The organism is Geodermatophilus pulveris (assembly GCF_900188375.1).
In the GTDB taxonomy this organism is placed as follows: Bacteria; Actinomycetota; Actinomycetes; order Mycobacteriales; family Geodermatophilaceae; genus Geodermatophilus; species Geodermatophilus pulveris.
In genome coordinates, this window is record NZ_FZOO01000005.1 from 172756 (window position 1) to 195942 (window position 23187).

Annotated in this window: 22 protein-coding genes; 11 read left to right on the forward strand and 11 right to left on the reverse strand. The window is 77.1% G+C overall.

Annotated elements, in window-relative coordinates:
* Positions 1–182: 182 nt before the first annotated feature.
* From rpmH to CHB98_RS12295, 8 genes are all read left to right on the forward strand, one after another.
* A complete protein-coding gene (gene rpmH, locus CHB98_RS12260) occupies positions 183–320 on the forward strand; it encodes a 50S ribosomal protein L34 (RefSeq protein ID WP_089305879.1) in 138 nt (45 codons plus the stop codon).
* Between the two features lies 1 nt (position 321).
* A complete protein-coding gene (gene rnpA / locus CHB98_RS12265) occupies positions 322–699 on the forward strand; it encodes a ribonuclease P protein component (protein ID WP_089305880.1) in 378 nt (125 codons plus the stop codon).
* Complete coding sequence (gene yidD, locus CHB98_RS12270) at positions 696–1028, forward strand: membrane protein insertion efficiency factor YidD (protein WP_089305881.1); 333 nt, start codon at positions 696–698, stop codon at positions 1026–1028. The genes rnpA and yidD overlap by 4 nt, the downstream gene beginning before the upstream one ends.
* Positions 1021–2187: a membrane protein insertase YidC gene (gene yidC / locus CHB98_RS12275; protein WP_179224457.1), complete on the forward strand. Its 1167-nt coding sequence runs from the start codon at positions 1021–1023 to the stop codon at positions 2185–2187. The genes yidD and yidC overlap by 8 nt, the downstream gene beginning before the upstream one ends.
* Positions 2188–2278: 91 nt before the next feature.
* On the forward strand, positions 2279–2941 hold the full coding sequence (locus CHB98_RS12280) for a Jag family protein (RefSeq protein WP_089305882.1): 663 nt from the start codon (positions 2279–2281) through the stop codon (positions 2939–2941).
* Positions 2938–3609 carry a 16S rRNA (guanine(527)-N(7))-methyltransferase RsmG gene (gene rsmG / locus CHB98_RS12285; RefSeq protein WP_089305883.1) on the forward strand — a complete coding sequence of 224 codons (672 nt, stop codon included), beginning with the start codon at positions 2938–2940 and terminating at the stop codon, positions 3607–3609. The genes CHB98_RS12280 and rsmG overlap by 4 nt, the downstream gene beginning before the upstream one ends.
* Before the next feature lie 93 nt (positions 3610–3702).
* Positions 3703–4758: a ParA family protein gene (locus CHB98_RS12290; RefSeq protein WP_089305884.1), complete on the forward strand. Its 1056-nt coding sequence runs from the start codon at positions 3703–3705 to the stop codon at positions 4756–4758.
* On the forward strand, positions 4755–5837 hold the full coding sequence (locus CHB98_RS12295) for a ParB/RepB/Spo0J family partition protein (protein WP_089305885.1): 1083 nt from the start codon (positions 4755–4757) through the stop codon (positions 5835–5837). The genes CHB98_RS12290 and CHB98_RS12295 overlap by 4 nt, the downstream gene beginning before the upstream one ends.
* A 48-nt stretch (positions 5838–5885) precedes the next feature.
* Here CHB98_RS12295 and CHB98_RS12300 read toward each other — a convergent pair whose 3' ends face one another.
* The 9 genes from CHB98_RS12300 to CHB98_RS12340 form a co-directional block, all read right to left on the reverse strand.
* Positions 5886–6881 (reverse strand): D-alanine--D-alanine ligase family protein, encoded by a 996-nt coding sequence (locus tag CHB98_RS12300; RefSeq protein WP_089305886.1) that lies wholly within the window; start codon positions 6879–6881, stop codon positions 5886–5888.
* The gene (locus tag CHB98_RS12305) at positions 6878–8275 is read right to left on the reverse strand and encodes an aminotransferase-like domain-containing protein (RefSeq protein WP_218822343.1); all 1398 of its coding nucleotides are present in this window, start codon (positions 8273–8275) and stop codon (positions 6878–6880) included. The genes CHB98_RS12300 and CHB98_RS12305 overlap by 4 nt, the downstream gene beginning before the upstream one ends.
* A gap of 95 nt (positions 8276–8370) precedes the next feature.
* Positions 8371–9537: an N-acetylmuramoyl-L-alanine amidase gene (locus tag CHB98_RS12310; protein WP_245821111.1), complete on the reverse strand. Its 1167-nt coding sequence runs from the start codon at positions 9535–9537 to the stop codon at positions 8371–8373.
* A gap of 123 nt (positions 9538–9660) precedes the next feature.
* The gene (trxA, locus tag CHB98_RS12315; protein ID WP_089305889.1) at positions 9661–9987 is read right to left on the reverse strand and encodes a thioredoxin; all 327 of its coding nucleotides are present in this window, start codon (positions 9985–9987) and stop codon (positions 9661–9663) included.
* 142 nt (positions 9988–10129) lie between these two features.
* A complete protein-coding gene (gene trxB / locus CHB98_RS12320) occupies positions 10130–11149 on the reverse strand; it encodes a thioredoxin-disulfide reductase (RefSeq protein WP_245821112.1) in 1020 nt (339 codons plus the stop codon).
* 66 nt (positions 11150–11215) lie between these two features.
* Positions 11216–12856, reverse strand: coding sequence for a protein kinase family protein (locus CHB98_RS12325; protein ID WP_089305891.1), 1641 nt, complete (start codon positions 12854–12856; stop codon positions 11216–11218).
* A 62-nt stretch (positions 12857–12918) separates the two neighbouring features.
* The gene (gene murJ, locus CHB98_RS12330; protein WP_089305892.1) at positions 12919–14934 is read right to left on the reverse strand and encodes a murein biosynthesis integral membrane protein MurJ; all 2016 of its coding nucleotides are present in this window, start codon (positions 14932–14934) and stop codon (positions 12919–12921) included.
* A gap of 19 nt (positions 14935–14953) precedes the next feature.
* The gene (locus tag CHB98_RS12335) at positions 14954–17197 is read right to left on the reverse strand and encodes a DUF6049 family protein (RefSeq protein ID WP_143425079.1); all 2244 of its coding nucleotides are present in this window, start codon (positions 17195–17197) and stop codon (positions 14954–14956) included.
* A gap of 71 nt (positions 17198–17268) precedes the next feature.
* Positions 17269–17745, reverse strand: coding sequence for an NUDIX hydrolase (locus CHB98_RS12340; protein ID WP_089305894.1), 477 nt, complete (start codon positions 17743–17745; stop codon positions 17269–17271).
* 84 nt (positions 17746–17829) lie between these two features.
* Between CHB98_RS12340 and CHB98_RS12345 the strand changes: the two genes are divergently transcribed.
* Both CHB98_RS12345 and CHB98_RS12350 read left to right on the forward strand, forming a co-directional pair.
* On the forward strand, positions 17830–19293 hold the full coding sequence (locus CHB98_RS12345; protein ID WP_179224459.1) for a CCA tRNA nucleotidyltransferase: 1464 nt from the start codon (positions 17830–17832) through the stop codon (positions 19291–19293).
* A 41-nt stretch (positions 19294–19334) separates the two neighbouring features.
* The gene (locus CHB98_RS12350) at positions 19335–20243 is read left to right on the forward strand and encodes a peptidase (RefSeq protein ID WP_179224461.1); all 909 of its coding nucleotides are present in this window, start codon (positions 19335–19337) and stop codon (positions 20241–20243) included.
* On the opposite strand, the gene CHB98_RS12355 is transcribed toward CHB98_RS12350, so the two are convergent.
* A complete protein-coding gene (locus CHB98_RS12355; protein ID WP_089305896.1) occupies positions 20194–21507 on the reverse strand; it encodes an MFS transporter in 1314 nt (437 codons plus the stop codon). The genes CHB98_RS12350 and CHB98_RS12355 overlap by 50 nt on opposite strands.
* A 118-nt stretch (positions 21508–21625) precedes the next feature.
* Here CHB98_RS12355 and CHB98_RS12360 point away from each other — a divergent pair, with 118 nt between their 5' ends.
* Entirely contained in the window at positions 21626–22285 is a 660-nt protein-coding gene (locus tag CHB98_RS12360; protein ID WP_245821113.1) for a YqgE/AlgH family protein, read from the forward strand.
* Positions 22286–22380: 95 nt separating this feature from the next.
* Here CHB98_RS12360 and CHB98_RS12365 read toward each other — a convergent pair whose 3' ends face one another.
* On the reverse strand, positions 22381–23139 hold the full coding sequence (locus tag CHB98_RS12365; RefSeq protein ID WP_143425080.1) for a hypothetical protein: 759 nt from the start codon (positions 23137–23139) through the stop codon (positions 22381–22383).
* Positions 23140–23187 lie beyond the last annotated feature (48 nt).

Here is a 23187-nt window from a genome sequence, read left to right on the forward strand (position 1 = left end):
CCCGCAGTTGCGGGACCGTGAACAGTCGGCGTCCGCACGGGCCCCCGGCACCCCCCTCCCCTCGGCTATGCTGGGCGGAGTCCTGTGGACGGGGACCCGGCTCCCGCCGTGCGCCCGTCCCCGTCGCGTGTGCCCGCCTGCCGGTGGGCGCGCCCCTCGATGCCGTGTAGTGGGAGTACCTCGTGAGCAAGCGCACGTTCCAGCCGAACAACCGTCGCCGGTCCAAGACCCACGGCTTCCGGCTGCGGATGCGCACCCGCGCGGGCCGGGCGATCATCGCCGGCCGTCGGCGCAAGGGTCGCGAGAAGCTCTCCGCCTGAGGTGTTGCCCGCGCAGGCCCGCCTGCGCCGGCGTCCGGAGTTCACCGCGGTCGTCCGGTCCGGGAGGCGGGCCGGACGGCCGACCATGGTGCTCCACTACCTCCCCGAGCGGCCCGTAGCCCTGACCCCCCGCCACGCCGGGGCGGCGGGGGGTCCACGGGCCGGCTTCGTCGTGGGCCGGGCCGTGGGCAACTCGGTGGTCCGCCACCGCGTCACCCGCCGCCTGCGCGCCGTCGTCCTCGAGCAGCTGGACCGCCTGCCGGCGACCGCGGACGTGGTGGTCCGCGCCCGGCCGGAGGCGGCCGCCGCCACCTCCGCGGACCTGCGCCGGGACCTGACCGCCGGGCTGGACCGCGTGCTCCGGGTCCGCACCCCGTGACCGCCGGTCCGCAGGACGGCGCCGCGCGGGGCACGGTCGCGCGGGTGCTGCTGGCCGTCGTCGGGTTCTACCAGCGGGCGGTCAGCCCCAACCTGCCGCCGCGCTGCCGCTTCCAGCCCACCTGCAGCGCCTACGCCGTCGAGGCGCTCACCGTGCACGGCGCATGGCGGGGCGGCCTGCTGGCCCTGTGGCGACTGCTCAAGTGCGCACCCTGGCACCCTGGGGGCCTGGACCTGGTCCCACCGGTCCGCACGCCCCCGCCCGGACCCGACCGACCCGTCCCCCCGGCGCACCGCCGGGCCACGCAGCAGGAGGCTGGCGTTGCTTGACTGGCTGTACACCGCCATCTCCTGGGTCATGGCCCAGTGGCACTCGCTGTGGAGCCTCGTCTTCGACGACCCCGAGGCCGGCACCGGGCTGTCCGGCCTGGCCTGGGCGCTGTCGATCGTGTTCCTCGTGGTCACCGTCCGGCTGATCCTGTTCCCGCTGTTCGTCAAGCAGGTCAAGTCCCAGCGGGCGATGCAGGAGCTGCAGCCGGACATCCAGCGGCTGCGCACCCAGTACGGCAGCGACCGGCAGGGCTTCGCGGTGGCCATGCAGAAGCTGCAGAAGGAGCGGAACGTCAACCCGCTCGCCGGGTGCCTGCCGATCCTGCCGCAGATCCCGATCTTCCTGTCGCTCTTCCACGTGCTGCGCCGGCTCTCCCCGGAGGCGCAGGGCCTCTACAGCTGGTCGACCGAGCTGACCCGCGAGGCGGCCGTCGCTCCGTTCTTCGGCGCGCCGATCTCCTCGTCGTTCTTCATGACCGGCCCCAAGGCGACGGCGATCCTCGACGTGGCCTCCTACACCAACATCCGGGTGGTCGGCTTCCTGCTCATCCTGGTGATGAGCCTGACCACCTACGTGACGCAGCGGCAGATCATGTCGCGCTCCGGCCCCGTCGAGGGGCAGGCCGCGATGGTGCAGAAGCTGCTGCTGTACGTGATGCCGATGAGCCTGTTCGTCTCCGGCTTCTTCTTCCCGATCGGCGTGCTGCTCTACTGGTTCACCAACAACCTGTGGACGCTGGGCCAGCAGTTCTTCATCCTGCGCAAGATGCCGCCGCCCGGGTCCCCCGCGGCGAAGGCCAAGGCTGCTGCCGACAAGCCGGCCGTCGACCCGAAGACGCTGGCGCCCAAGCCCGGTGCCAAGCCGGTGCGCCCGAGGACCGGCCGGACCGCCGCCCCGGCCTCCACCGTGGAGCCGGCGCCGACCGGTGACGCGACGGTCGGCCCGGACGGCAACGGCACGCCCACCAACGGCACGCCCACCAACGGCACGCCCACCAACGGCACGCCGCCCGCGGACACCCCCACGCCCACCGGTGCCACCGCGGCCGGCGCCCACGCCCATCCGCCCGCGGCCCGGTCGGCCAACGGGCGCGCGCGTGGGACGGCCGGGCGCGGCAGCCCCGGCCCGGCCAACCGCGGCAAGCGCAAGCGCCGCTGACCCGGCGCGTGCGGCGCCCGCCCCCGGCGCCCGCGCCGGCCACCGACTCCCGGGGAGCACCCGGACGCCCGCACCGACTGGAGGACACGTCATGAGCGCCCCGCAACACCCCACCGAGCCGGCCGCCCCGACCAGCGAGGCCACCTCCGGCGCGGTCCTGAGCCCGGTGCCGACCGGCGACGGGGGCCCGGCGCAGCCGGACCTGCCCGACCCGGACGAGGACGGGGCGGACGCGGCCGTCGAGCCCGCGGACGTGACCGGGGACGGCGACGGGGACGACGACGCGGCCGCCGACGACCTGCTGGTGCGCGAGGGCGACGTCGCCGGCGACTACCTGGAGCGGCTGCTGGACATCCTCGACGTGGACGGCGACATCGACCTCGACGTCGAGGGCGACCGGGCCTCGGTGGCCATCGTCGGCGGGGAGCTGCAGGACCTCGTGGGCCCCGACGGCGCGGTGCTGGAGGCGCTGCAGGAGCTCACCCGGCTGGCCGTCGCGCAGTCCACCGGCGTCCGCAGCCGGCTCATGCTCGACATCAGCGGTTTCCGCGCCCGGCGCCGCTCGGACCTCGCCTCGCTGGCCGCGGAGACCGCCCGCCGGGTCGCCGGCAGCAGGCAGCCGGAGCGGCTGTCGGCGATGAACCCCTTCGAGCGCAAGGTCGTGCACGACGTCATCGCCGGCGTCGCGGGGGTGCGCAGCGAGTCCGAGGGCGAGGAGCCCAACCGCCGCGTCGTGGTGCTGCCGGAGCGGTGACCGAGCCCACCCCCTCCGGCACGGACGCCCCGGCGGCCCCACCGGCCCCACCGGTGGCGCGGGCGGTCTTCGGCGCGGGCCTGGCCGACGCGGAGCGGTACGTGGCCCGGCTGGCCACCGACGGGGTGACCCGCGGGCTGATCGGCCCGCGGGAGGTGCCCCGGCTGTGGGAGCGGCACGTGCTCAACAGCGCGGCGGTCGCCGAGGCCGTCCCGCGGGGTGCGCGGGTGGTCGACGTCGGCAGCGGCGCCGGCCTGCCGGGCATCCCGCTGGCCCTGGCCCGGCCGGACCTGCGGCTCACCCTGGTCGAGCCGATGGCCCGCCGGGTGGAGTTCCTCGAGGAGGTCGTCGCCGAGCTGGGTGCCCCGTGGCGGGTCGTGCGCGGCCGCGCGGAGGAGCGCCCGGTGCGCGCGGCGGTGGGGGCGGTGGACGTCGTCACGGCACGGGCCGTGGCCGCGCTCCCCCGGCTGGTCGCCTGGTGCCGCGGCCTGCTGCGCCCCGGCGCCCAGCTGGTCGCCCTCGTCGGCGCCCGGGCGGTGGAGGAGCTGCCCGCGATGGTGCCGGAGCTCGAGGCGGCCGGGATGCGGGACGTGCACGTCCGGGCTGTCGGCGCGGAGCTGGGGGAGGCTGCCACTACCGTGGTGGTCATGACGCGTGGGGCCCGCTGAGGCACGTTCCACGTGGAACGTCTCCGTGAGGAGCCCAGCCGTGAGGGGCGCGGCCGTGTTCCACGTGGAACGGACCGGCAGGGAGGAGCTGGGATGACCGACCCGGGCCAGCGGCTGCGCAGCAGCCTCACGGACCAGTCGGCCTCGACCGTCGAGTTCGACAGCCCCATCGCGATGGAGGCGCTGCGGGCCACCCGGGTGCTGCACGCGGCCGACCAGGAGCCGTTCCCCGCACCGGGCCGCATCCGGGTCATCACCATCGCCAACCAGAAGGGCGGCGTCGGCAAGACCACCTCGTCGGTGAACCTCGGGGTCGCCCTGGCGCTGTACGGGCTGCGCACCCTCGTCGTCGACCTCGACCCGCAGGGCAACACCAGCACCGCCCTCGGTGTCGACCACAGCGTCGGGACGCCGTCGGTCTACGACGCCCTGGTCGGTGACAGCTCGCTGGCCGAGGTGGTGCACCCGACGACGGCCACCCCGCTGCTGTCCTGCGTCCCGGCGACCATCGACCTGGCCGGCGCGGAGATCGAGCTGGTCTCCGTGGTCGCCCGCGAGTACCGGCTGCGCCGGGCGATCGAGACCCACCTGCAGGAGCTCCCGCCGGAGCAGCGGCCGCACTACGTGCTCATCGACTGCCCGCCGTCCCTCGGCCTGCTCACGCTGAACGCGCTGGTGGCCGGCGACGAGGTGCTCATCCCGATCCAGTGCGAGTACTACGCGCTCGAGGGGCTGGGGCAGCTGCTCAACAACATCGACCTGGTCCGCCGGCACCTCAACCCGGGGATCGCCGTCCGGACCATCCTGCTCACCATGTACGACGGGCGGACCAGGCTCGCCGACCAGGTCGCCGAGGAGGTGCGCAACCACTTCGGCAGCCTGGTGCTGGACGCCGTCATCCCACGGAACGTACGGGTCTCGGAAGCCCCCGGGTACGGGCAGTCGGTCGTCACCTACGACCCCGGCTCCCGGGGCTCCACCAGCTACGTCGAGGCCGCCCGCGAGCTGGCCCAGCGCGGTGTCGCGCTGCCGCCGCTGCCCTCCCGGCCCACGCCCGGCGCCCCGGTGGGCGCGCCCGTGGGTGCGGCCTCCCCCCACCGGTCCGCGGCGACCGTCCCCGTCCCCCCGTCCCCCGAGGAGACACCGTGAGCGAGCTCACCAGCGGCCCGGGCAGCGCCGCCACCCCGGCCGACCGCCGCGGGGGACCCGCCGGCCGGCGCGGCGGCCTGGGCCGCGGCCTGGCCGCGCTGATCCCCACCAGCGCGCCCGCCGACGAGCAGCCCGCACCGCCGGACGCCGGGGGCGACGCCGCCGGGGAGCAGGCCGCGCACCCCGCGCCGGTGCACCTGCTGCCGCCGGCCGCCCAGGCCGCGGCGACGGTGGCCGCCCAGGCCGCGGCGACGACGAGCGTGCCCGGCGCGCAACTGCGCGAGGTGGCCGTGGGCGACGTCGTCCCCAACCCCCGCCAGCCCCGCCAGGTGTTCGACGACGAGGCGCTGGAGGAGCTCACGCACTCGGTGCGCGAGTTCGGCCTGCTCCAGCCGGTGGTGGTCCGCGAGCGCGGCGAGGGCGGCTACGAGCTGATCATGGGCGAGCGGCGGCTGCGCGCCGCCCGCGCAGCCGGGCTGGAGGCGGTGCCGGCCATCATCCGGGACACCACCGACGACGCCCTGCTGCGCGACGCCCTGCTGGAGAACATCCACCGGGTGCAGCTCAACCCGCTGGAGGAGGCCGCCGCCTACCAGCAGCTGCTGGAGGAGTTCGGCGCCACCCACGAGGAGCTGGCCGCCCGGATCGGCCGCAGCCGCTCGCAGGTCACCAACACCATCCGGCTGCTCAAGCTGCCGGTGCGGGTGCAGGCGCGGGTGGCCGCCGGCGTCATCTCCGCCGGGCACGCCCGGGCGCTGCTCGGCCTGGCCGACGCCGAGGCGCAGGAGGCCCTGGCCACCCGGGTGGTCGCCGAGGGCATGTCGGTGCGGGCCACCGAGGAGGCGGTCGCGCTGGCCGTCGCCGAGCAGCCGGCCGCCAAGCGCCGGCCGCGGCGGTTCACCGCCCCCGGGGTCGAGGACCTCGCCGGCCGGCTGTCCGACGCCTTCGAGACCACGGTCCGCATCCAGATCGGCCGGGCCAAGGGCCGCATCGTCGTCGAGTTCGGCTCGGTCGACGACCTGCAGCGGATCATCGGCCAGATGGCCCCCGACGTCACCGGTCGCCGTTCGGAGGGGTGACCGGGGGCCGGAGACCTGGTTCCGTCACGGATGGATCCAGGTCCCTCCTCAGCGGGTGGCGGCGGCCCGGCGGGCGAGCAGCCGGGCGAGGACGTCGCCCAGCGAGGAGCCGGCCGCCTCGACCGCCATGGGGAACATCGAGGTCTCGGTGAGCCCGGGGGAGACGTTCACCTCGAGGAAGTGGACCCCGCCGTCCGGGGTGACGATCGCGTCGGTGCGCGACAGGTCGGCCAGGCCGAGGACCTCGTGCACCCGGACGGCGATCCGGGCGGCGTGCCCGGCGACCTCGTCGGGCACCCGGGCCGGCGCGTGGTACTCGGTGAGGCCGGGGGTGTAGCGGGAGGTGTAGTCGAACACGCCGGACTCCGGCGCGATCTCCACGGCCGGCAGTGCCTCGGGTCCGTCACCCAGGTCGACGACGGACAGGGCCAGCTCCACGCCGTCGACGAAGCGCTCGACCATCACGGTGTCCCCGTAGGCGAAGCAGCTCACCATGGCGGCGGGCAGGTCCTCGACCCGGCTGACCTTCTGCACGCCGAGCGCGGAGCCGCCCGAGGCCGGCTTGACCACCAGCGGCAGGCCCAGCCGGGCGACGATCAGGTCCAGCACCGCGCCGGCGCCCAGCTCCCGGAAGGTGCTGTGCGGCAGCGCCACCCAGTCCGGGGTGGTCACCCCGGCCGACCGGACGACGGACTTCGCGGCCGGCTTGTCCCACGCCAGGCGGCAGGCCGCGGCGGGGGACCCGACGTAGGGCACGCCGGCCAGGTCGAGCACCGCGCGCAGCGCGCCGTCCTCCCCGGTGGCGCCGTGCAGGGCGATGAACACGGCGTCGGCCGGCGCGGCCGCCAGCCCGGGCAGCAGCTCGGCGTCGGCGTCGCGCAGCTCGGCCTCCACGCCGGCGCGGGCCAGCTCCTCGGCCACCTGGGTGCCCGAGGACAGGCTGACCTCCCGCTCGACGTTGAGCCCGCCGGCCAGGACGACGGCGCGCAGCGGGTGCGCCGCCGCGCCCGGGCGGGGTGCGGCGGCCGGTGCGGTGTCGCTCATGCCCGGTCCCCGTAGCGGTCGCTGGTGGCCGGGCCGACGATGCCCGGCTGGCCGCCGGACACGGCGCGGAAGGTGCCGGTGTCCACGCCGTCGAAGGTGGAGTGCAGGTCCAGCTCGGCCTCGATGACGCGGGCCAGCCGGCGCACCCCCTCGCGGATCTGGTCGGGCTCCGGGTAGCAGTAGGACAGCCGCATGAACTCCTGGCCCGACCCGTCGGCGTAGAAGCCGATGCCGGGCACGTAGGCGACGTGCGCGGTGACCGCGCGGGGCTGCATGAGCTTGGCGTCCAGGCCGTGCGGCAGCTTCAGCCACACGTAGAACCCGCCGTCCGGCCGGGTCCAGGTGGTGCCCGGCGGCATGAGCGCGGCCAGGGACTCCAGGGCGGCGTCGCGCCGCTCGCGGTAGAGCTCGACGAAGTGCTTGACCTGCTCGCGCCACGGCTGGGTGTCCAGGTACCGGGCGACGGCGTACTGGGTGAGCGAGGGCGGGCAGAGCACCTGCGCCTCGGTGGCCAGCACCAGCTTCTCCCGGACGGCGAGCGGGGCGAGCACCCAGCCCACCCGCAGGCCCGGGGAGAACGTCTTGGAGAACGAGCCGAGGTAGATGACCCGCCGGTCGTCCCGGGCGCGCAGCGCGCGCATCGGCTCGCGGTCGAAGCCGAGCAGGCCGTAGGGGTTGTCCTCGATGACCAGCAGGTCGTAGCGGTCGGCGAGCTCCACGATGGCCTGCCGGCGCGGCTCGGACAGCGTCACGCCGGCCGGGTTGTGGTAGTTCGGCACCGTGTAGAGGAACTTCACCCGGTCGCCGGCGGCCCGGCACTCCAGCAGCGCCTGCTCCAGCGCCTCGGGGATGAGCCCGTCGTCGTCCATCGGCACGTGCCGCACCCGGGCCTGCGCGGCCTGGAACACGCCCAGGGCGCCGACGTAGGAGGGGCCCTCGGCGAGGACGACGTCGCCCGGGTCGACGAAGACGCGGGTGACCAGGTCCAGGCCCTGCTGGGAGCCGACGGTGACGACGACCTCGCTGGGGCTGGCGTCGGTGATGCCCTCCAGCGCCATGACGTCGCAGATGCGCTCGCGCAGCCGCGGGTCGCCCTGGCCGGAGCCGTACTGCAGCGTCTGCGCGCCCATCCCGGACACCAGCTCGCCGATCATCGAGCCGACGGCGTCCAGCGGCAGCGCGGTGACCGCGGGCATCCCGCCGGCCAGCGAGACGACCTCCGGGCGGCTGACGACGGAGAACAGCGCGCGGATCTCCGAGGTCTTCATCCCGTGCGTGCGTGCCGCGTACCGGTCGGCCAGGGGGTCCAGCCGCGGGTGGCGCGGCACGTGGGTGGGCTGCGCAGGGTGGTGCGCACCGGGACCCGGGGGCGTGCCGGGCGGGAGGGAGGCCACCCGTCGAGTGTAGGGACGCGGCCGGCCGGGCGGCCCGCACACGGGGGTGCGGCCCGCTGGGACGGACCCGTCCCGTCCCGCCCGCCCCACGCGGCTCAGCCGGCGGTGCCGCTCCGGCCGGGCAGCACGAACGTGCCGGTGGGCGGGTCGGCCTCGGCGGGCAGGAACAGCCGCTGGACGGCGGCCAGGACGGCGCTGGCGACGGTGCTGCGCAGCCGGGCGTCGAGCAGCAGCAGCCGGTCGACGGGGTGGGACAGGTAGCCGCAGTCCAGCCGGACGGCGGGCATCCGGGTCATCCGCAGCAGGTCCCAGGTCTTGGGGTGCGACCCGAGGTCGAGCAGCCCGGTGCGGACGACGACCTCCCGGCGGACCAGGTTGGCGAACTGCTCGCCCACCGTGGAGGACGGGCCCGAGCCGGTGCCGTAGTAGTAGCTGGCCACCCCGCGGGCGTGCTCGGAGCGGTGCGCGTCGGTGTGCAGGGAGAGGAACAGGTCGGCGCGGGCGTCGTTGGCGAACGCCGTCCGCTCGGCCAGGGTGGGGTCCTGCTGCCGGCCGCGGGTCAGGTACACGGTGGCCCCGGCGGCGGCGAGCCGGCCCTCGATGCGGGAGGCCAGGTCCAGCACCAGATCGGCCTCGGTGGTCTCCCCCGCGCTGTACCCGGGGTCGGTGCCGCCGTGCCCGGGGTCGACGACGATCCGCCGGCCGATCAGGTGCGGGCCGCTCTCGACGAAGCTGGCGCTCTGCCGCAGCAGCTGCGGCCGCCCGCCGGTGACCTTGCGGCCGAGCTGGCGCAGCGCGCGCAGCGTGGCCGGCCCGCAGGTGCCGTCGGAGGTCAGCCCGTAGTCGCGCTGGAAGGCCCGCAGCCCCGCCTCGGTGTCCGCGCCGAAGACGCCGTCGACCGGGCCGGCGTCGTAGCCGAGCTCGTGCAGCCGGTCCTGCAGGTTGGTGACGTCGTCCCCGCGCATGGGGCGGACCGGGTCGTGGTGCAGCAGCCGGTCACCCAGCGACCAGCGGGCCTCGGACAGTGCGCGATAGGTCTCCTCCCCGACGCGGCCGTCGACGGTGAGCCCGCGGACCTGCTGGAAGTGCCGGACGGCGAGCTCGGTGGCGGCGTCGTAGACCGCCTGGTCCAGCGGTGCCGGCTCCTGCGCGCCGCCGGTGGCCGGCAGCAGCGTCAGGGCGCGCAGCGCGGCGCGCACGTCGGCCACGGCGGGACCGCGGTCCCCGGGGCCCAGGGGCTGCATGTGGCTGTCGGTTCCCATCGGGGTCGATTGTGGTCCCCGTCCGTCCGGTCGGCCCGGCGGGCCCCGGACGCGCGAGGGCCTCCCCCGCCGGTGGCGGGGGAGGCCCTGGTGACGTGTCAGGCCGTCACGGGTGTGCGGTCCTCACAGGTAGTCGGCGAGGTCGGAGAGGATCGCGCCCTTGGGCTTGGCGCCGATGATGCTCTTCACCGGCTTGCCGCCCTGGAAGACGGTCATGGTCGGGATCGACATGACCTGGTAGTCGCGGGCGATCTGCGGGTTCTCGTCGATGTTGAGCTTGGCGATCGTCAGCTTGTCGCCGTGCTCGGAGGCGATCTCCTCCAGGACGGGGGCGACCATCTTGCACGGTCCGCACCACTCGGCCCAGAAGTCGACGAGCACGGGCTTGTCGCTGCCCAGCACGTCGTCGGCGAAGGTCGCGTCGGTGACCGTCACGGTGTTTGCTGCCATGGTCGCTCTCCTCGTGGTCCGGGGACGGCCGGGGCGCAGGGGCCCCGGCCGGTGGGTCTGTGCGGGACAACCCGCTCGACGGGCCGTGTATGCCCGGGCCGGCCACCCTCCACGGGCCCGCGCAGGGCAGGAGGGTGCTCCCTCAGCGCTCGCCGAAGGCGGTGGCCAGCCAGCGCTCGGCGTCGATGGCGGCCGCGGCCCCGGTGCCGGCGGAGGTGATCGCCTGCCGGTAGATGTGGTCGACCACGTCGCCGCAGGCGAAGACGCCCTCGAGGTTGGTCCGGGTGGTGGGGTGCTCGACCTGGATGTAGCCCTCGTCGTCGAGCTTGAGCTGGCCGACGAACAGCTCGCTGCGCGGGTCGTGCCCGATGGCGACGAAGACGCCGGAGACGGGCAGCTGCTCGGTCGCGCCGGTGCCGACGTCGGTCAGCTCGACGCCGGAGACGGTCTGCTCGCCGAGCACGTCGGTGACCTGCTTGCCCAGCGCCCAGCGGATCTTGTCGTTGCCCTGCGCCCGCTGCTGCATGATCTTCGAGGCGCGCAGCTCCTCCCGCCGGTGCACGACGGTCACCGAGCGGGCGAAGCGGGTGAGGAAGGTGGCCTCCTCCATCGCGGAGTCCCCGCCGCCGACGACGGCGATGTCCTGGTCGCGGAAGAAGAACCCGTCGCAGGTCGCGCAGGCCGACACGCCGCGGCCGAGCAGCCGCTGCTCGTTGTCCAGGCCGAGGTAGCGGTACTTCGACCCGGTGGCGACGATGACCGCGTGCGCGCGGTGCACCTCGTCGCCGACCTTGACGATCTTGGGCTCGGCGGTCAGGTCGACCTCGGTGACGTCCCGGGCCACCAGCTCGGCGCCGAAGCGCTCGGCCTGGGTGCGCATGTCGTCCATGAGCTGCGGGCCCTGGATGCCCTCGGCGAAGCCGGGGAAGTTCTCGACCTCGGTCGTGGTCATCAGCGCGCCGCCGAACTGGGAACCCTCGAACACCAGCGGGTGCAGGTTCGCGCGGGCGGCGTAGACGGCCGCGGTGTACCCGGCCGGGCCGGACCCGATGATGACCAGGTCGCGGACGCCGTCGTGCTCGGCGGGCGGGATGGCGGGCACCGCGTGCTCCTCGGTCACCGCGGGGCCGGGCGTCGGGTGGTTCGTCGTCACGGGCTGCACAACGGGGATCGTAGGGGCCGCATTCCCCGGTGAGGCCCCACCGGAGGGGGGTGGGAGGGTCCTCCGTCACCCCGCCGGGGTGGGGCTCACCTCGGCCACCTCCGCGGAGAACCCACCCTCGGAGGGGGCCAGCCCGGTGACCCACACCAGCACGTACCGGGTGGTCACCGGCTCGTCGAAGGACAGGTCGGTCGCCTCGCCGAGCGTGCCGGCGGCCACCACCCGGTAGGCGTCCAGGCCGCCGTCGGGCCGGTCCCCGACGCGGACCTCCACGGTGGCGCCCGCGCTGCCGCTGACGGCCACGCCGGCCAGGGGCTGCCCGGCACCGAGGTCGTAGAGGACCCCGACGCCGTCCTTGAGGTTGCCGAACGCCGGCGACCCCCGGTAGGTCACCGTCGACCAGGCGGTGGACGGGTCGCCGTCGAAGGACAGCGGGACCTCGTCGGGGTTCTCCGGGTCGCCGTCGCCCTGGGGGTTGTAGACGCTGCCGCCGACGATGGTGGCGGCGGCCGGCGGAGCGGTCTCCTGCGGGGCGGGCGCACCGCTCGACGGCGCGCTGGGGACCGCGGCCGGCTCGCCGGCCACGTCGTCGGTGACCGAGAGCACGCTGCTGCCCAGCCAGGCCGCCAGGGCGACCACCACGGCCAGCGCCAGCAGCGGCAGGCCCACCAGCAGCAGCCGCCGGCGGCGGGCGTCCGCCGGGGCCGGCCGGTCGCCGTCACCGCCGTCGGGGCCGTCCGCCCCGGCCGACAGCGGCAGGAGGTCGTCCTCGTCGTCGGCCGCGTGTCGCCGCGGGGGGACCGGCGGCAGGCCGCGGGCCGCCAGGGGCGGGGCGGAGCCGCCGGAGGCGTCGCGGGTCGGGGCGGGGTCGACCGCGGGCACCCGCCCGCCGGGCTCGGCGCGCTCCTCCTCGCGGCGCTCGCGCAGCCGGCGCAGCCACCCGCTGTCGGACTCGTCGGCGGCGCGCGCCGGGTCGGCGCTGTGCCCGGTGCGGGGCCGCTCCACGAGCAGGGCGGCCATCGCGTCGACGCTGGACAGCCCGGCGCCCGGGTCGGTGGAGCGGGCCCGGCGCACCAGCGCCGCCAGGTCCGGGGGCATCCCGGCCGCCGTTGGGCCGGCGGGGACCGTGCCGGGACGGTGGCCGGTGAGGCAGTACTCGAGCAGCTCGCCGAGGGCGGCCACGTCGCCCCGCACGGTGCCGGTGGCGGCCGGCACCGAGCGCAGCCCGACCAGGCCGCCGCGGCGCAGCACGACGGTCTCCGGGGTGAGCCCGCCGACGGCCAGGCCGACCCGGTGGGCCGCGGCGACGCCCTCGGCGAGCCGGCGCAGCACGCCACGCGCCTCCCGCTCCGGCATGGGGCCCTCGGCCAGCCGCTCGGCGAGGGTGCGGCCCTCGATCCACTCGTTGACGACGTACGCGGCGCTGCCCGGGGCGGCGTCCTCCCCCGCCCGGCCCGCGCCGCCCTCGGCGGCGTCGTAGACCATCGCCAGCGCGGGCGTGGCCAGCCCGCCGGCGGTCAGCGCGCGGGTGATCCACTCGCGGGCGGCCGGCCCGCCGGGGGTGTGCACCCGGATGGCGACGTCGCGGTTGAGGATGCGGTCCTTGGCCCGCCAGGTGCGGATGACGCCGGTGGGCGTGGTCTCGGCGGGGCCGACCTGGTCGATCGGGCGGTAGCGGTCGGGGAGACCGGTGGTCGTGGACGTCATCGGCGCGCCCGGTCCCCCGTCCCCTCCCGGCCGGCGGCTGTGTTGCCCCGGCCCGACGCTGCTCACCCGCGCCCCCGCCGCGCCCTCAGGGCGGCCAGGGGCTCCTGGACCTCGGGGACGCGGGCGACCACGAGCCCGGTGAGGGCCGTGACGCCGATGACCACGGTACCCAGCAGCACGGTGGCGAGCGAGCCTGCCACCGACGGGCCCAGGGCGCCGTCGGCCAGGGACACCGCCAGCCACCCCAGCAGGCCGGCGACGACGGCGACGGCGGCCACGCGCAGCACCGGCAGCAGCGCGGCGCGGCTGTCCAGCGTGCCCAGGCGGCGGCGCAGCAGGACGTTGCCGAGCAGCCAGCCGGCGAGGTAGGTCAGCCCGGTGGCCAGCATCAGCCCGGCCACGACGTGCTCCGGCTCGACCAGCGCCGGTACCAGCAGCAGCAGCGGCACCCGCACGCCGACCATGCCGAGCTGGAGCAGCGTGGGGGTGCGGGTGTCCTTCATCGCGTAGAAGACCCGCAGCTGCAGCAGGGTGACCGCCATCGGCAGCAGCCCGAACGCGCCCACGGCCAGCGCGACGCCGATGGTGCGGGCCTCCTCCACGCCGGTGTTGCCGCGGGCGAAGGCCACGACCGCGATCGCCGGGCCGAGCACGGTCAGCGCCGCGCTGACCGGCAGCAGGCCCACCGCGGACAGCCGGGTGCCCAGCGCCAGGTCGCGCACCACGCCGGGGACGTCGGAGCGGGCGGCGGCCCGGCTCATCCGCGGCACCAGGGCCGTCAGCAGGGCCACGCCGATGATCCCGTAGGGCATCTGGAACAGCAGGCTGGCGTTGGCCAGGCCGAGCGACCCCAGCCCGCCGTCCCGCCCGGCGTCGTTGGCGATCCGGGTGGCCACCACGACGCCCACCTGGCTGATCGCCACGTAGCCGACCACCCACAGGCCGAGCGAGCCGACCTCGCGCAGCCCGGTGTCCCGCAGCCCCCAGCGCGGGCGCAGCGGCACGCCGGCCCGGCGCAGCAGCGGCAGCAGCACCAGCGCCTGGACGGCGATGCCCAGCGCGGTGCCGCCGCCGAGCAGCCAGACCTGCAGCGGGGTGATCGTCACCGGGGTCAGCTCGCCGGGCCCGGCCGCCGCGACGACGAGGAAGCCGGTGGCGATCACCACCACGTTGTTGAGCACCGGCGCCCAGGCCGGCGGGCCGAACACCCCCCGGGAGTTGAGGATCGCCTGGGCCAGGGCGCCGACCCCGTAGAAGACGATCTCCAGGAGCAGGATGCGGGCCAGCCAGGTGGCCAGCCGGTACTGGTCCGGGTCCTCGCCGAGGCCGTAGAGGCGGGTCAGCAGCGGTGCGGCCAGCACCGCCAGCGCGGTGACGACGACCAGCCCGAGGACGGCGACGGTGGCCAGCCGCTGGGCGTAGGCGGCGCCGCCGTCACGGTCCCGCTCCTGGGCGCGCACCAGCAGCGGCACGACCACCGAGGTCAGCACTCCGCCGAGCAGCAGCTCGTAGACGATGTTGGGCAGCGTGTTCGAGGTGTTGTAGGCGTCGCCGACCAGGCCGACGCCCAGCGCCGCGGTGAGCACCATGGTGCGCAGCAGGCCGGTGACGCGGGAGACCAGCGTGGCCACCGCCATCGTGCCGGCCGCGCGCAGGATGCCGCGGCTGGCGCCGGGGCGGCCCTCCCGGGCCTCGACCTCCTCGTCGGTCTCGTCGACCCGCCGCGGCACCGCGGGCAGCACCGGGATCAGCTGGGTGTCGTCCGGGCCGGGCACGAACCGCGACGGCTGCCGCGGCGGGGGCACCGGCGGCAGGTCCCGGACGCGCGGTGTCCGGGGCGGGACCGGCGGCAGCGGCCGCCCGCCCGACGGCGCCTTCGGGTACGGCGGCGGGGGCAGCGGCAGGGCCGCCGGGGTGGCCGGACCGGACACCGGCGGCGGGCCGGCCTCCCGCTGGGCCAGCTCGGCGGGCGGGGGCGTCGCGGCGCGCTCGCGGGCCGGGCGGCGCGGGGCGGCTGGGGGCGGCGGCACGGGCGGCAGCGGCCGGCGCTGCTGCTCGTCCACCGGGCGGTCGGTCACCGGCCGACCCGGCCGGGGCTCACACCGGGCTCCGCGTCGGCGGCAGCGGGACTGCCGCACCCTCGGGCACCGGACCGCCGGGCAGGTCGTCGTCGCCCTCGCCGGGGGTGCCGCGGCGGCGGCGCACCAGGAAGCGCACCAGCCGGCGCAGGAACAGCAGCCCGAGCAGCGCGGCCGCGCCGATGGTCACGACCACCGAGATGGACCCGTAGGCGGTGCTCTGCACCTGCAGCCGCACCGGCTCCCCCAGCGGGACGCCGTCCGGGGTGGTCAGCGTGGCCGCGACGCTGAACCGCCCGGACTGCCGCACCTCGCTGGGCACCTGCAGCGTCGTGCGCTGCTGCGGGCCGAGCACCTGGTCGCTGATGTCGCCCACGGACAGCGCGTTGCCGCGGGTCTGCACCTGCAGCTGGACGCGGAGGGCGAAGGGCAGGTCGTTGAGGACGGTGAGCACCAGCGGCGCGTCGCGGGAGGCCAGGCTGTAGGTGCCCTCGGCGGGGGCGAGCAGGGTGACCCGCTCCAGCAGGCGGGCCGTCGTGGCGCGCACGTCCGCGGCGGCCGCGGCGAAGGCGACCGGGTCGTCCCGCCAGGCCGCCGAGCTGCTCCGGGCCAGGGCGGCGTCCCAGGGCGCCAGCACCGCGTCCGCGTCCCCGGCCACCGCGCCGGCGAGGTCCTCCCGGACGTGGGCGGCGGCGGCGACGTCGGCCAGCCCCTCGGGCTCCAGCCCGTCGGGACCGGAGGGGGGCGCCAGCCCGCCGGTGTCGGTGACCGGCCCCTCGCCCAGCCCGGCCACCGTCGCCGGCCGCAGCCACGGCAGCCCCGCGGCGGCGGCCATCATGGTGCCCACCGCCGCCGGGGCGGGGTCGACCTCCCGCGGCGGGGCCACCAGCACGCTCTGCCCCCCGGGGGCGTCGCCGGCCTGCGCGGCGAGCAGCGCGAGCTCGGCGAGGTGCCGCTGCTCGGCGGCCCGGCCGCCCCCCGGCGTCCGCTCCGCGGTCGCCGCGAGCTCGCCGAGGACACCGTCGGCGACGAGGGCGTCGACCGGCCCGCCGTCGGTGGGCAGCGTCGTGCGGGCCGCCGCCGGGCCGCCCGCACCCAGCGCGGCCTCGCCGTCGGCGAGCGCGCCGGGGTCGAGCACGACCTCCTCGATGCCGCCGCCGGCCAGCACCTCGAGGGTCCCCAGGCGCATCGAACCGCCGACCGCCCAGGCCAGGTCGGTGCGCGCCTCGACGCCCAGGACCTCCCGGAGGATGCCCGCGCCGGCGGCCCCGGTGGCCTCGGCCGGGGGTGCGTCCGGTGGGGCGGGGGCCGCGTCGGGGTCGTCCTGCGCGGTGCCCTCGGGGCTGCCGGGGAGGCTGCGGGCGACGACCCGCGCCAGGCCGGTCGCGGTCAGCGCGTCGGCGTCGACGTCGCCGTAGGGCAGCGCGACGACGGGGTGGTCGGCGGCCACGGCGCGCAGCCGGTCCAGGAAGGCGGCCGCCTCGTCGGTGCCCTCGCCGCCGTCCGCGTCGCCGGCGACGGCATAGGGGCCGGCGGTCATGAGCTGCAGCTCCTCGACCAGGGCGGGGTCGACGGCGAGGGTCACCGGCACCACCGGGCCCGGGTCGACGCCCTCGGCGGGGACCGACCGCGGCAGCCGCTCCACCGTGGCCAGGACGCGGTCCAGCCGCCCGCCCGCCGCGACCTCCGCGGCCAGCTCGTCGTCGACGAAGGTGCCGGAGGCGTCCCGGTGGGTGCGCTCGACCAGCGGCCACAGCCAGGCCACGTCGGTCGGCGCGGCCGGCGCCGCCGGGGGCTGGACCAGGTAGGTGGTCAGCTCCCCGACCCGGCGCCGGTCCCCGTCGGACCCGATGCCGTTGAGGTTGAGCAGCACCGGGTAGACGCCGTCCCCGCCGATGGCCAGCGCGTCGGTGGTCGTGGTCAGCGTGAAGGGCACCGAGTCCTGCGGGCGGAGCTCGTCGGCGACGTCCTGGAACGGGGTGGCGGCGGCGGCCACCGGCTCGGACCCGCCGGCGAGCGCCTGCAGCTCGCCGCGGGTGGCGACGGGCGCGCCGCGCTGCAGGCGCACGTCGAGGTCGGTCAGGGTCTCGGTGCCGGTGTTGGTCAGCTCGCCGGCGACGGTCACCGGGGCGCCGGGGGTCAGGGTGCGCGGCTCGAGCACGGTGAGCTCCACGGTCACCGGTCGGTCGTCGGCACCGGGGGCCGGGTCCTCGGGCGCGGCCGCCGCGGCCGGTGCCAGCGCCACCAGGGGGACGGCGAGCAACGCGGCCAGCGCGCCCCCGGCAGCCGCCCGCCGGGGGGGTGCTGTGCCTGCCGGTGCGCGAGCCGGCCCGCTCACGCGCTGTCGGCGAGGAGCGCGGGCGCCCGCTCGACCAGTGCCCGCTCGTCGGCGTAGGCGAGCCGGGCGCCGAGCTCGTCCAGCGGCACCCAGGCGACCTCGGTGACCTCGACGTCGGCGTCGGACAGCGCGCCGCCGATGGCGCGCAGCAGGAAGTGGTGCACCGTCTTGTGCACCCGGCGGCCGTCGGCGACGAACCAGAAGTCGATGATGCCCAGCGGGGCGACGACCTCGCCGATGATGCCGGTCTCCTCGGCGACCTCGCGGACGGCGGTGTCCTCGGGGGTCTCGCCCGCCTCGATGTGGCCCTTCGGCAGCGACCAGAGCAGCCGCCCGCGGCGGTCGGTGCGGCCGATCAGCGCGGCGCGCGGCCCCGTGATGGGGTCGTCGGCCACCACCAGGCCCCCGGCGGAGGTCTCGTCGACCCGGCGCAACCGGCGGCCGGGGCGCCCTCGCCCGCCCGTCCCAGCCATGCGAGGAGGGTAGCGCGCGACCGGGCACTACCCTGGACCGTCGTGTCCGGTCAGCCGCAGAGTCCTGCCCAGGACGGCGCCCCCGTGCCGGCCGCCGTCCAGGAGACGGTGCGGCAGCTGGTCGACGTCTCCCCGGTGCTGGCCCGGCTGGGCGAGCGGTTCACCGCCGCCGGCCACGAGGTGCACCTGGTCGGCGGGTCGGTCCGCGACGCGCTGCTGGCCGCCGGTCGCGGCCGCCCGGAGGCGCCGGCCCCGGCGCCCGGTGACCTCGACGTCACCACCGACGCCCGGCCCGAGCAGGTCCTCCGCCTGCTGCACGGGTTCGCCCGTTCCACGTGGGACACCGGGATCGCGTTCGGCACGGTGGGTGCCGAGGTGGACGGCGTCCGGCTGGAGATCACCACCTTCCGCGCCGACCGCTACGACCGCGAGTCGCGCAACCCGGAGGTGGCCTGGGGCGACTCGCTGGTCGACGACCTCGCCCGCCGCGACTTCACCGTCAACGCGATGGCCGTCTCCCTCGGCCCCGACCGCACCGTCACCGACCCCCACGGCGGGCTGGGCGACCTGCTCGCCGGGCGGCTGCGGACGCCGGGGGCCGCGGTGGACTCCTTCGCCGACGACCCGCTGCGGATGCTGCGCGCGGTCCGGTTCGTGGCCCAGCTCGGCCTCACCCCGGCCGACGACGTGGTCGACGCGATGACCTCGCTGGCGCCGGAGCTCGGGCGGATCACCCCCGAGCGGGTGCAGGTGGAGCTCTCCAAGACGCTGCTGCAGCACTCGCCGCGGGCGGCGCTGGAGCTGTTCGTCGCCACCGGGCTGGCCGACGTCGTCCTGCCGGAGCTGTCCGCGCTGCGGATGGAGATCGACGAGCACCACCAGCACAAGGACGTCTACACCCACTCGCTGACCGTGCTGGACCAGGCGATCGCCCTGGAGGAGGCCGACCCGGAGCACGGGTCGCCGGACCTGGTGCTGCGGCTGGCCGCGCTGCTGCACGACGTCGGCAAGCCGGCCACCCGGCGGCACGAGCCGCGCGGGCGGGTGTCCTTCCACCACCACGAGGTGGTCGGTGCCAAGCTGGTGCGCCGGCGGCTGACCGCGCTGCGGTACCCCAAGGACGTGGTCGAGGCGGTCGCCCGGCTGACCTTCCTGCACCTGCGCTTCCACGGCTACGGCGGCGGCGAGTGGACCGACTCCGCCGTGCGCCGGTACGTCACCGACGCCGGCGACCTGCTGCCCCGGCTGCACAAGCTGGTGCGCTCGGACTGCACCACGCGCAACCGGCGGCGCGCCGCGGCGCTGGCGGAGACCTACGACTCGCTGGAGCGGCGGATCGCCGAGCTGTCGGCGGCCGAGGACCTCGCCCGGGTGCGCCCGGACCTGGACGGCAACGCCATCATGGCCGTCCTCGGCATCCCGCCGGGCCGCGTGGTCGGCGAGGCGTGGACCTTCCTCAAGGAGCTGCGGCTCGAGCGCGGCCCGCTGGACCCCGAGCAGGCCGAGGCCGAGCTGCGCGCGTGGTGGGCCCGGCGGGACGGCGCCTGACCCGGCTGGAGGCCGACCCCCCGGCTGCCGATCGCAGACACGTGCACGACGAGCCGACCGGCGCCCCGGACCCGCGGCCGCCCGCCCCGCCGGCCGGCCGGCGCCGCCGCGCGGGACGGCGCCGGCTGCTCGCCGTCCCGCTCGTCGCCGGCTGCGCCCTCGCCGGCGCCCTCCTCACCGGGGTGGTGCCCCGGCCCGGACAGCCGCCCGCGGCGGCCGGGGCGCCGGCCGCCTCCCCGGACCGGCACGTGCCGGTCGCCGCCCCGCTCCCGGCCGACCGGCCCACCCCGGGCGCCGGCGCGGCCGCCGCGCCGATCGGCTCTCCGCCGCCGGCGCCACCCGGTGGCGGCCCGCACGTCTTCTCGCTGCTGCAGGACAACGGCGTCTCGCCGGTCGCCTACGACCCGTGCCGGGTCGTCCACTACGCCATCCGGCCGGACGGGGCGCCCGCCGGCGGGGAGGAGCTGGTGCACGCCGCCGTCGCCCGGATCAGCCAGGCCACCGGCCTGGCCTTCCGGTACGACGGTCCGACCGACGAGGTGCCCAGCCCGCAGCGGGAGACCTACCAGCCCGCGCGCTACGGCGACCGCTGGGCACCGGTCCTCGTCGCCTGGCAGACCGAGGCCGAGCAGCCCGACCTGGCCGGGGACGTCGTCGGCCGGGGCGGCAGCACGGCGGTCTCCCTGGGCGACGGGCCGCGGGTCTACGTCACCGGCACGGTCTCGCTGGACGCCGGCCAGTTCCCGGAGGTGCTGGCCGCGCCGGACGGCGCGACCACCGCCGCCGGCATCGTGCTGCACGAGCTCGCCCACGTGGTGGGCCTGGCCCACGTGGAGGACGCCGGGCAGCTGCTGCACCCGGAGACGGTGCCCGGCGTCACCGACCTCGCCGCCGGGGACCTCACCGGGCTGGCCCGGCTGGGTCGCGGGCAGTGCGTCCCCGGCCTGTGAGGCCACCGTCCGGGCCGCCCGGCAGGGGCGAGCGGGCGCCCAGGACGGCGGCGAGCAGGTAGGCGGCACCGACGGCGACCAGGGCCGGCCGGGACTCGCCGTCGGCGGGCAGCAGGAGGGCCGCGGCCAGCAGGGCGAGGACGTAGCTGACGTTGACCAGCGTGTCGTAGACGGAGAACACCCGGCCGCGGACCTCGTCGTCGACGACCCGCTGCAGCGTGGCGTCCACGCAGATCTTCACGCCCTGCCCGAGGAACCCCAGCACGGCGGCGGCCAGGGCGATGCCCTCGGGCCGGAACGGCCAGGCCAGCACGGCCAGCAGCGGTCCCCCGGCGGCCAGCAGCAGGGTCACCCACCGGGCCGTGCCGAGGCGGCGCACCGCCCGCGGCGTCACCACCGCCGCCAGCAGCGTGCCGGCCGCGCCCGCGGCGACCGCCGCGCCGACCCCCAGCAGCCCGCCACCCGCGGGTGCGGCGGCGCGCGCGTACAGCAGCGTCATCAGCGTGAGCAGCCCGAGGCACAGCCGGTGCACGGTGACGACGGCCAGGGCGGTGACCGCCGGCGGGCGCGCCCGCACGTGCCGCACCCCGGCCGCCATCCCGGTGAGCACCTGGCGGGCGGAGGCCCGGGCCGCGCCGTCGTCCGGGCCGAGCGCGCGGTGCCCGAAGCCGGCGGCCACCGCCGCGGCCAGCAGGTAGGGACCGGCCGCGCCCAGGGTGACCAGCGCGTACCCGCCGTCCCCGGTGAGGCCGGCGGCCTGCTGCACGGCGATCGCGGTCGCGCCGCCGGCGACCGCGGCCACCGCGCCGGAGGTCGTCGACAGGGCGTTGGCCGCCACCAGGTCGGCCGTGGTGTGCGGCAGGGACGCCGACAGCGCGGAGAGCACGAAGCGGGCGACGGAGAACAGCAGCAGCCCGGTCAGGAGCAGCGGCGCACCGGCGGTGCCGGCGGCCACGAGCAGGGCCAGCACCGCGACCAGCCCGGCGCGCAGCACGCCGGCGTGCACCAGCACCCGCCGCCGGCTCCAGCGGTCCAGCCAGACGCCGGCGAACGGGCCCACCACCGACCAGGGCAGCAGCAGCACGGCGAAGCCGGTGGCGACGGCGAGCGGGTCGGCGGCCCGCTGCGGGTCGAACACGAGGGTGCCGGCGAGCGCGGCCTGCAGCACGCCGTCGCCGAACTGGGCGGACAGCCGGGTGGCCAGCAGCCGGCGGAAGCCCGGGGCGGACAGCAGGGCGCGCACGGTCGACCCCGCCTGCGGCACGCGGTCACCCTACGGTGGCCGCGCGTCCCGCTCCGGGCGACGACGGGCCGCGCGACCCGCCGCGGACGGCGCGCCCGGCCCGGCCGGGGGGCCCCGCGGTGGGGCACACTGGACGGCGATGACTCTCCCGTCCTCGCCTGAACCCGAGTCGGGTCGCCCGGCCCGCCCCGCGACGGGCCGCCGTCGTCGGGACGCGGTCCCCGCGCTCTGGACCGGCGGCCTGGACGACGTGCGCCCCGGGTCGCTGCTGGTGGCGATGCCGGGACTGACCGACCCCACCTTCGCCGGCACCGTGGTCTACGTGCTCGACCACACCGACGGCGGCACCCTGGGCGTCGTGCTCGGCCGGCCCAGCCAGGTGGAGATCCGCGACGTGCTCCCGGTCTGGTGCGACCTGGCCGTCGACCCCGGCGTGTTCCACGTGGGCGGCCCCTGCGAGACCGACACCGCGCTGTGCCTGGCGGTGTGCGGCAGCCCGGGGGAGGACTGCGGGCTGCGGCGGGTGGCCGGCGACGTGCACCTGGTCGACCTGGACGCCGACCCCGACGAGGTGGCCGGCCGGGTGAGCGGGCTGCGGGTGTTCGCCGGCTACGCGGGCTGGTCGCGCGGCCAGCTGGCGGGGGAGATCGCCGAGGGCGCCTGGGCGTGCGTGCCCGGCGGTGCCGACGACGTGCTCAGCGAGCTGGCCGGGCCGGAGCTGTGGCGCCGGGTGATGGGCCGCCAGACCGGCCGCCTGGCGGTGCTGTCCACCGCGCCGGCCGACCCGACGGCGAACTGACCGGCGTGTCCCCCGGTGCGCGCCGGGCGGGGATCTGGTAGGAATCCGTCGGGAGGGGCGGTCTGGGGAAGAGGCCGCCCCTCCCTCACGTCCTCTCAGAGGCCGACGGCCTCCGCGACGTCCGGGTGCTCGTCGCCGTCCACGGACTCCCCCTCGGCGGGCAGCGTGATCTCCCGCGGGCCGTGGTCCGACAGCGTCACGGTGACCTCGAGCCCCTCCCCCGGCAGCGGCGTGCGGTACTGCACCAGCAGGTCGGTGGACCGGTCCACCGCGACCGACCAGCCGGACGCCGAGGCGTAGAGCCCGGTCAGCTCGCCGTCGATCGAGCGGTCGCCCTGCCAGGTGTAGCCGGCCTCCCGGAACGCCCCGGCCGGGTCGGCCTCCTCCGCGGACAGGTTGAGCACCACCCGGGTGAGCACGTCGACCAGCGGGGCCTCCTCCCCCAGCGTGACCGGCCGCCGCACGTAGGCGGCCTCGGGCAGCCGGGCGGCCTCCAGTGCCGCGGGCAGGCCCGGGACGTCGCCGAACCACAGCTCGTCGGCGGTGAAGAACAGCGTGCGGGTGTCGTCGGGCCGGCCGTCGCCGTGCGTGGTCACCGCCTGGGCCCGCCCGACGCCGCCGGCGAGGTCCACCTCCCCGGTGAGGGTGAGCACGGTGTCCTGGCCGTAGGGCGCGGTGACGACGACGTCCGCGCCGCCCCGCTCCCGGTTGTCGGCCAGCAGCCGGGCCAGCAGCCCGGCCTCCTCGTCGGTGACCGGCGCGCCCTCGACGCGCTCCTCCGCACCGCCGCACCCGGCCAGCAGGACGAGCACCGCCACGAGCGCCGGGAGCTGCGGACGACGGCGCGCGGGCATGCGGCCCAGCCTATTCAGCGGTCCCTGCCCGGACCGCCGTCCCCGCGC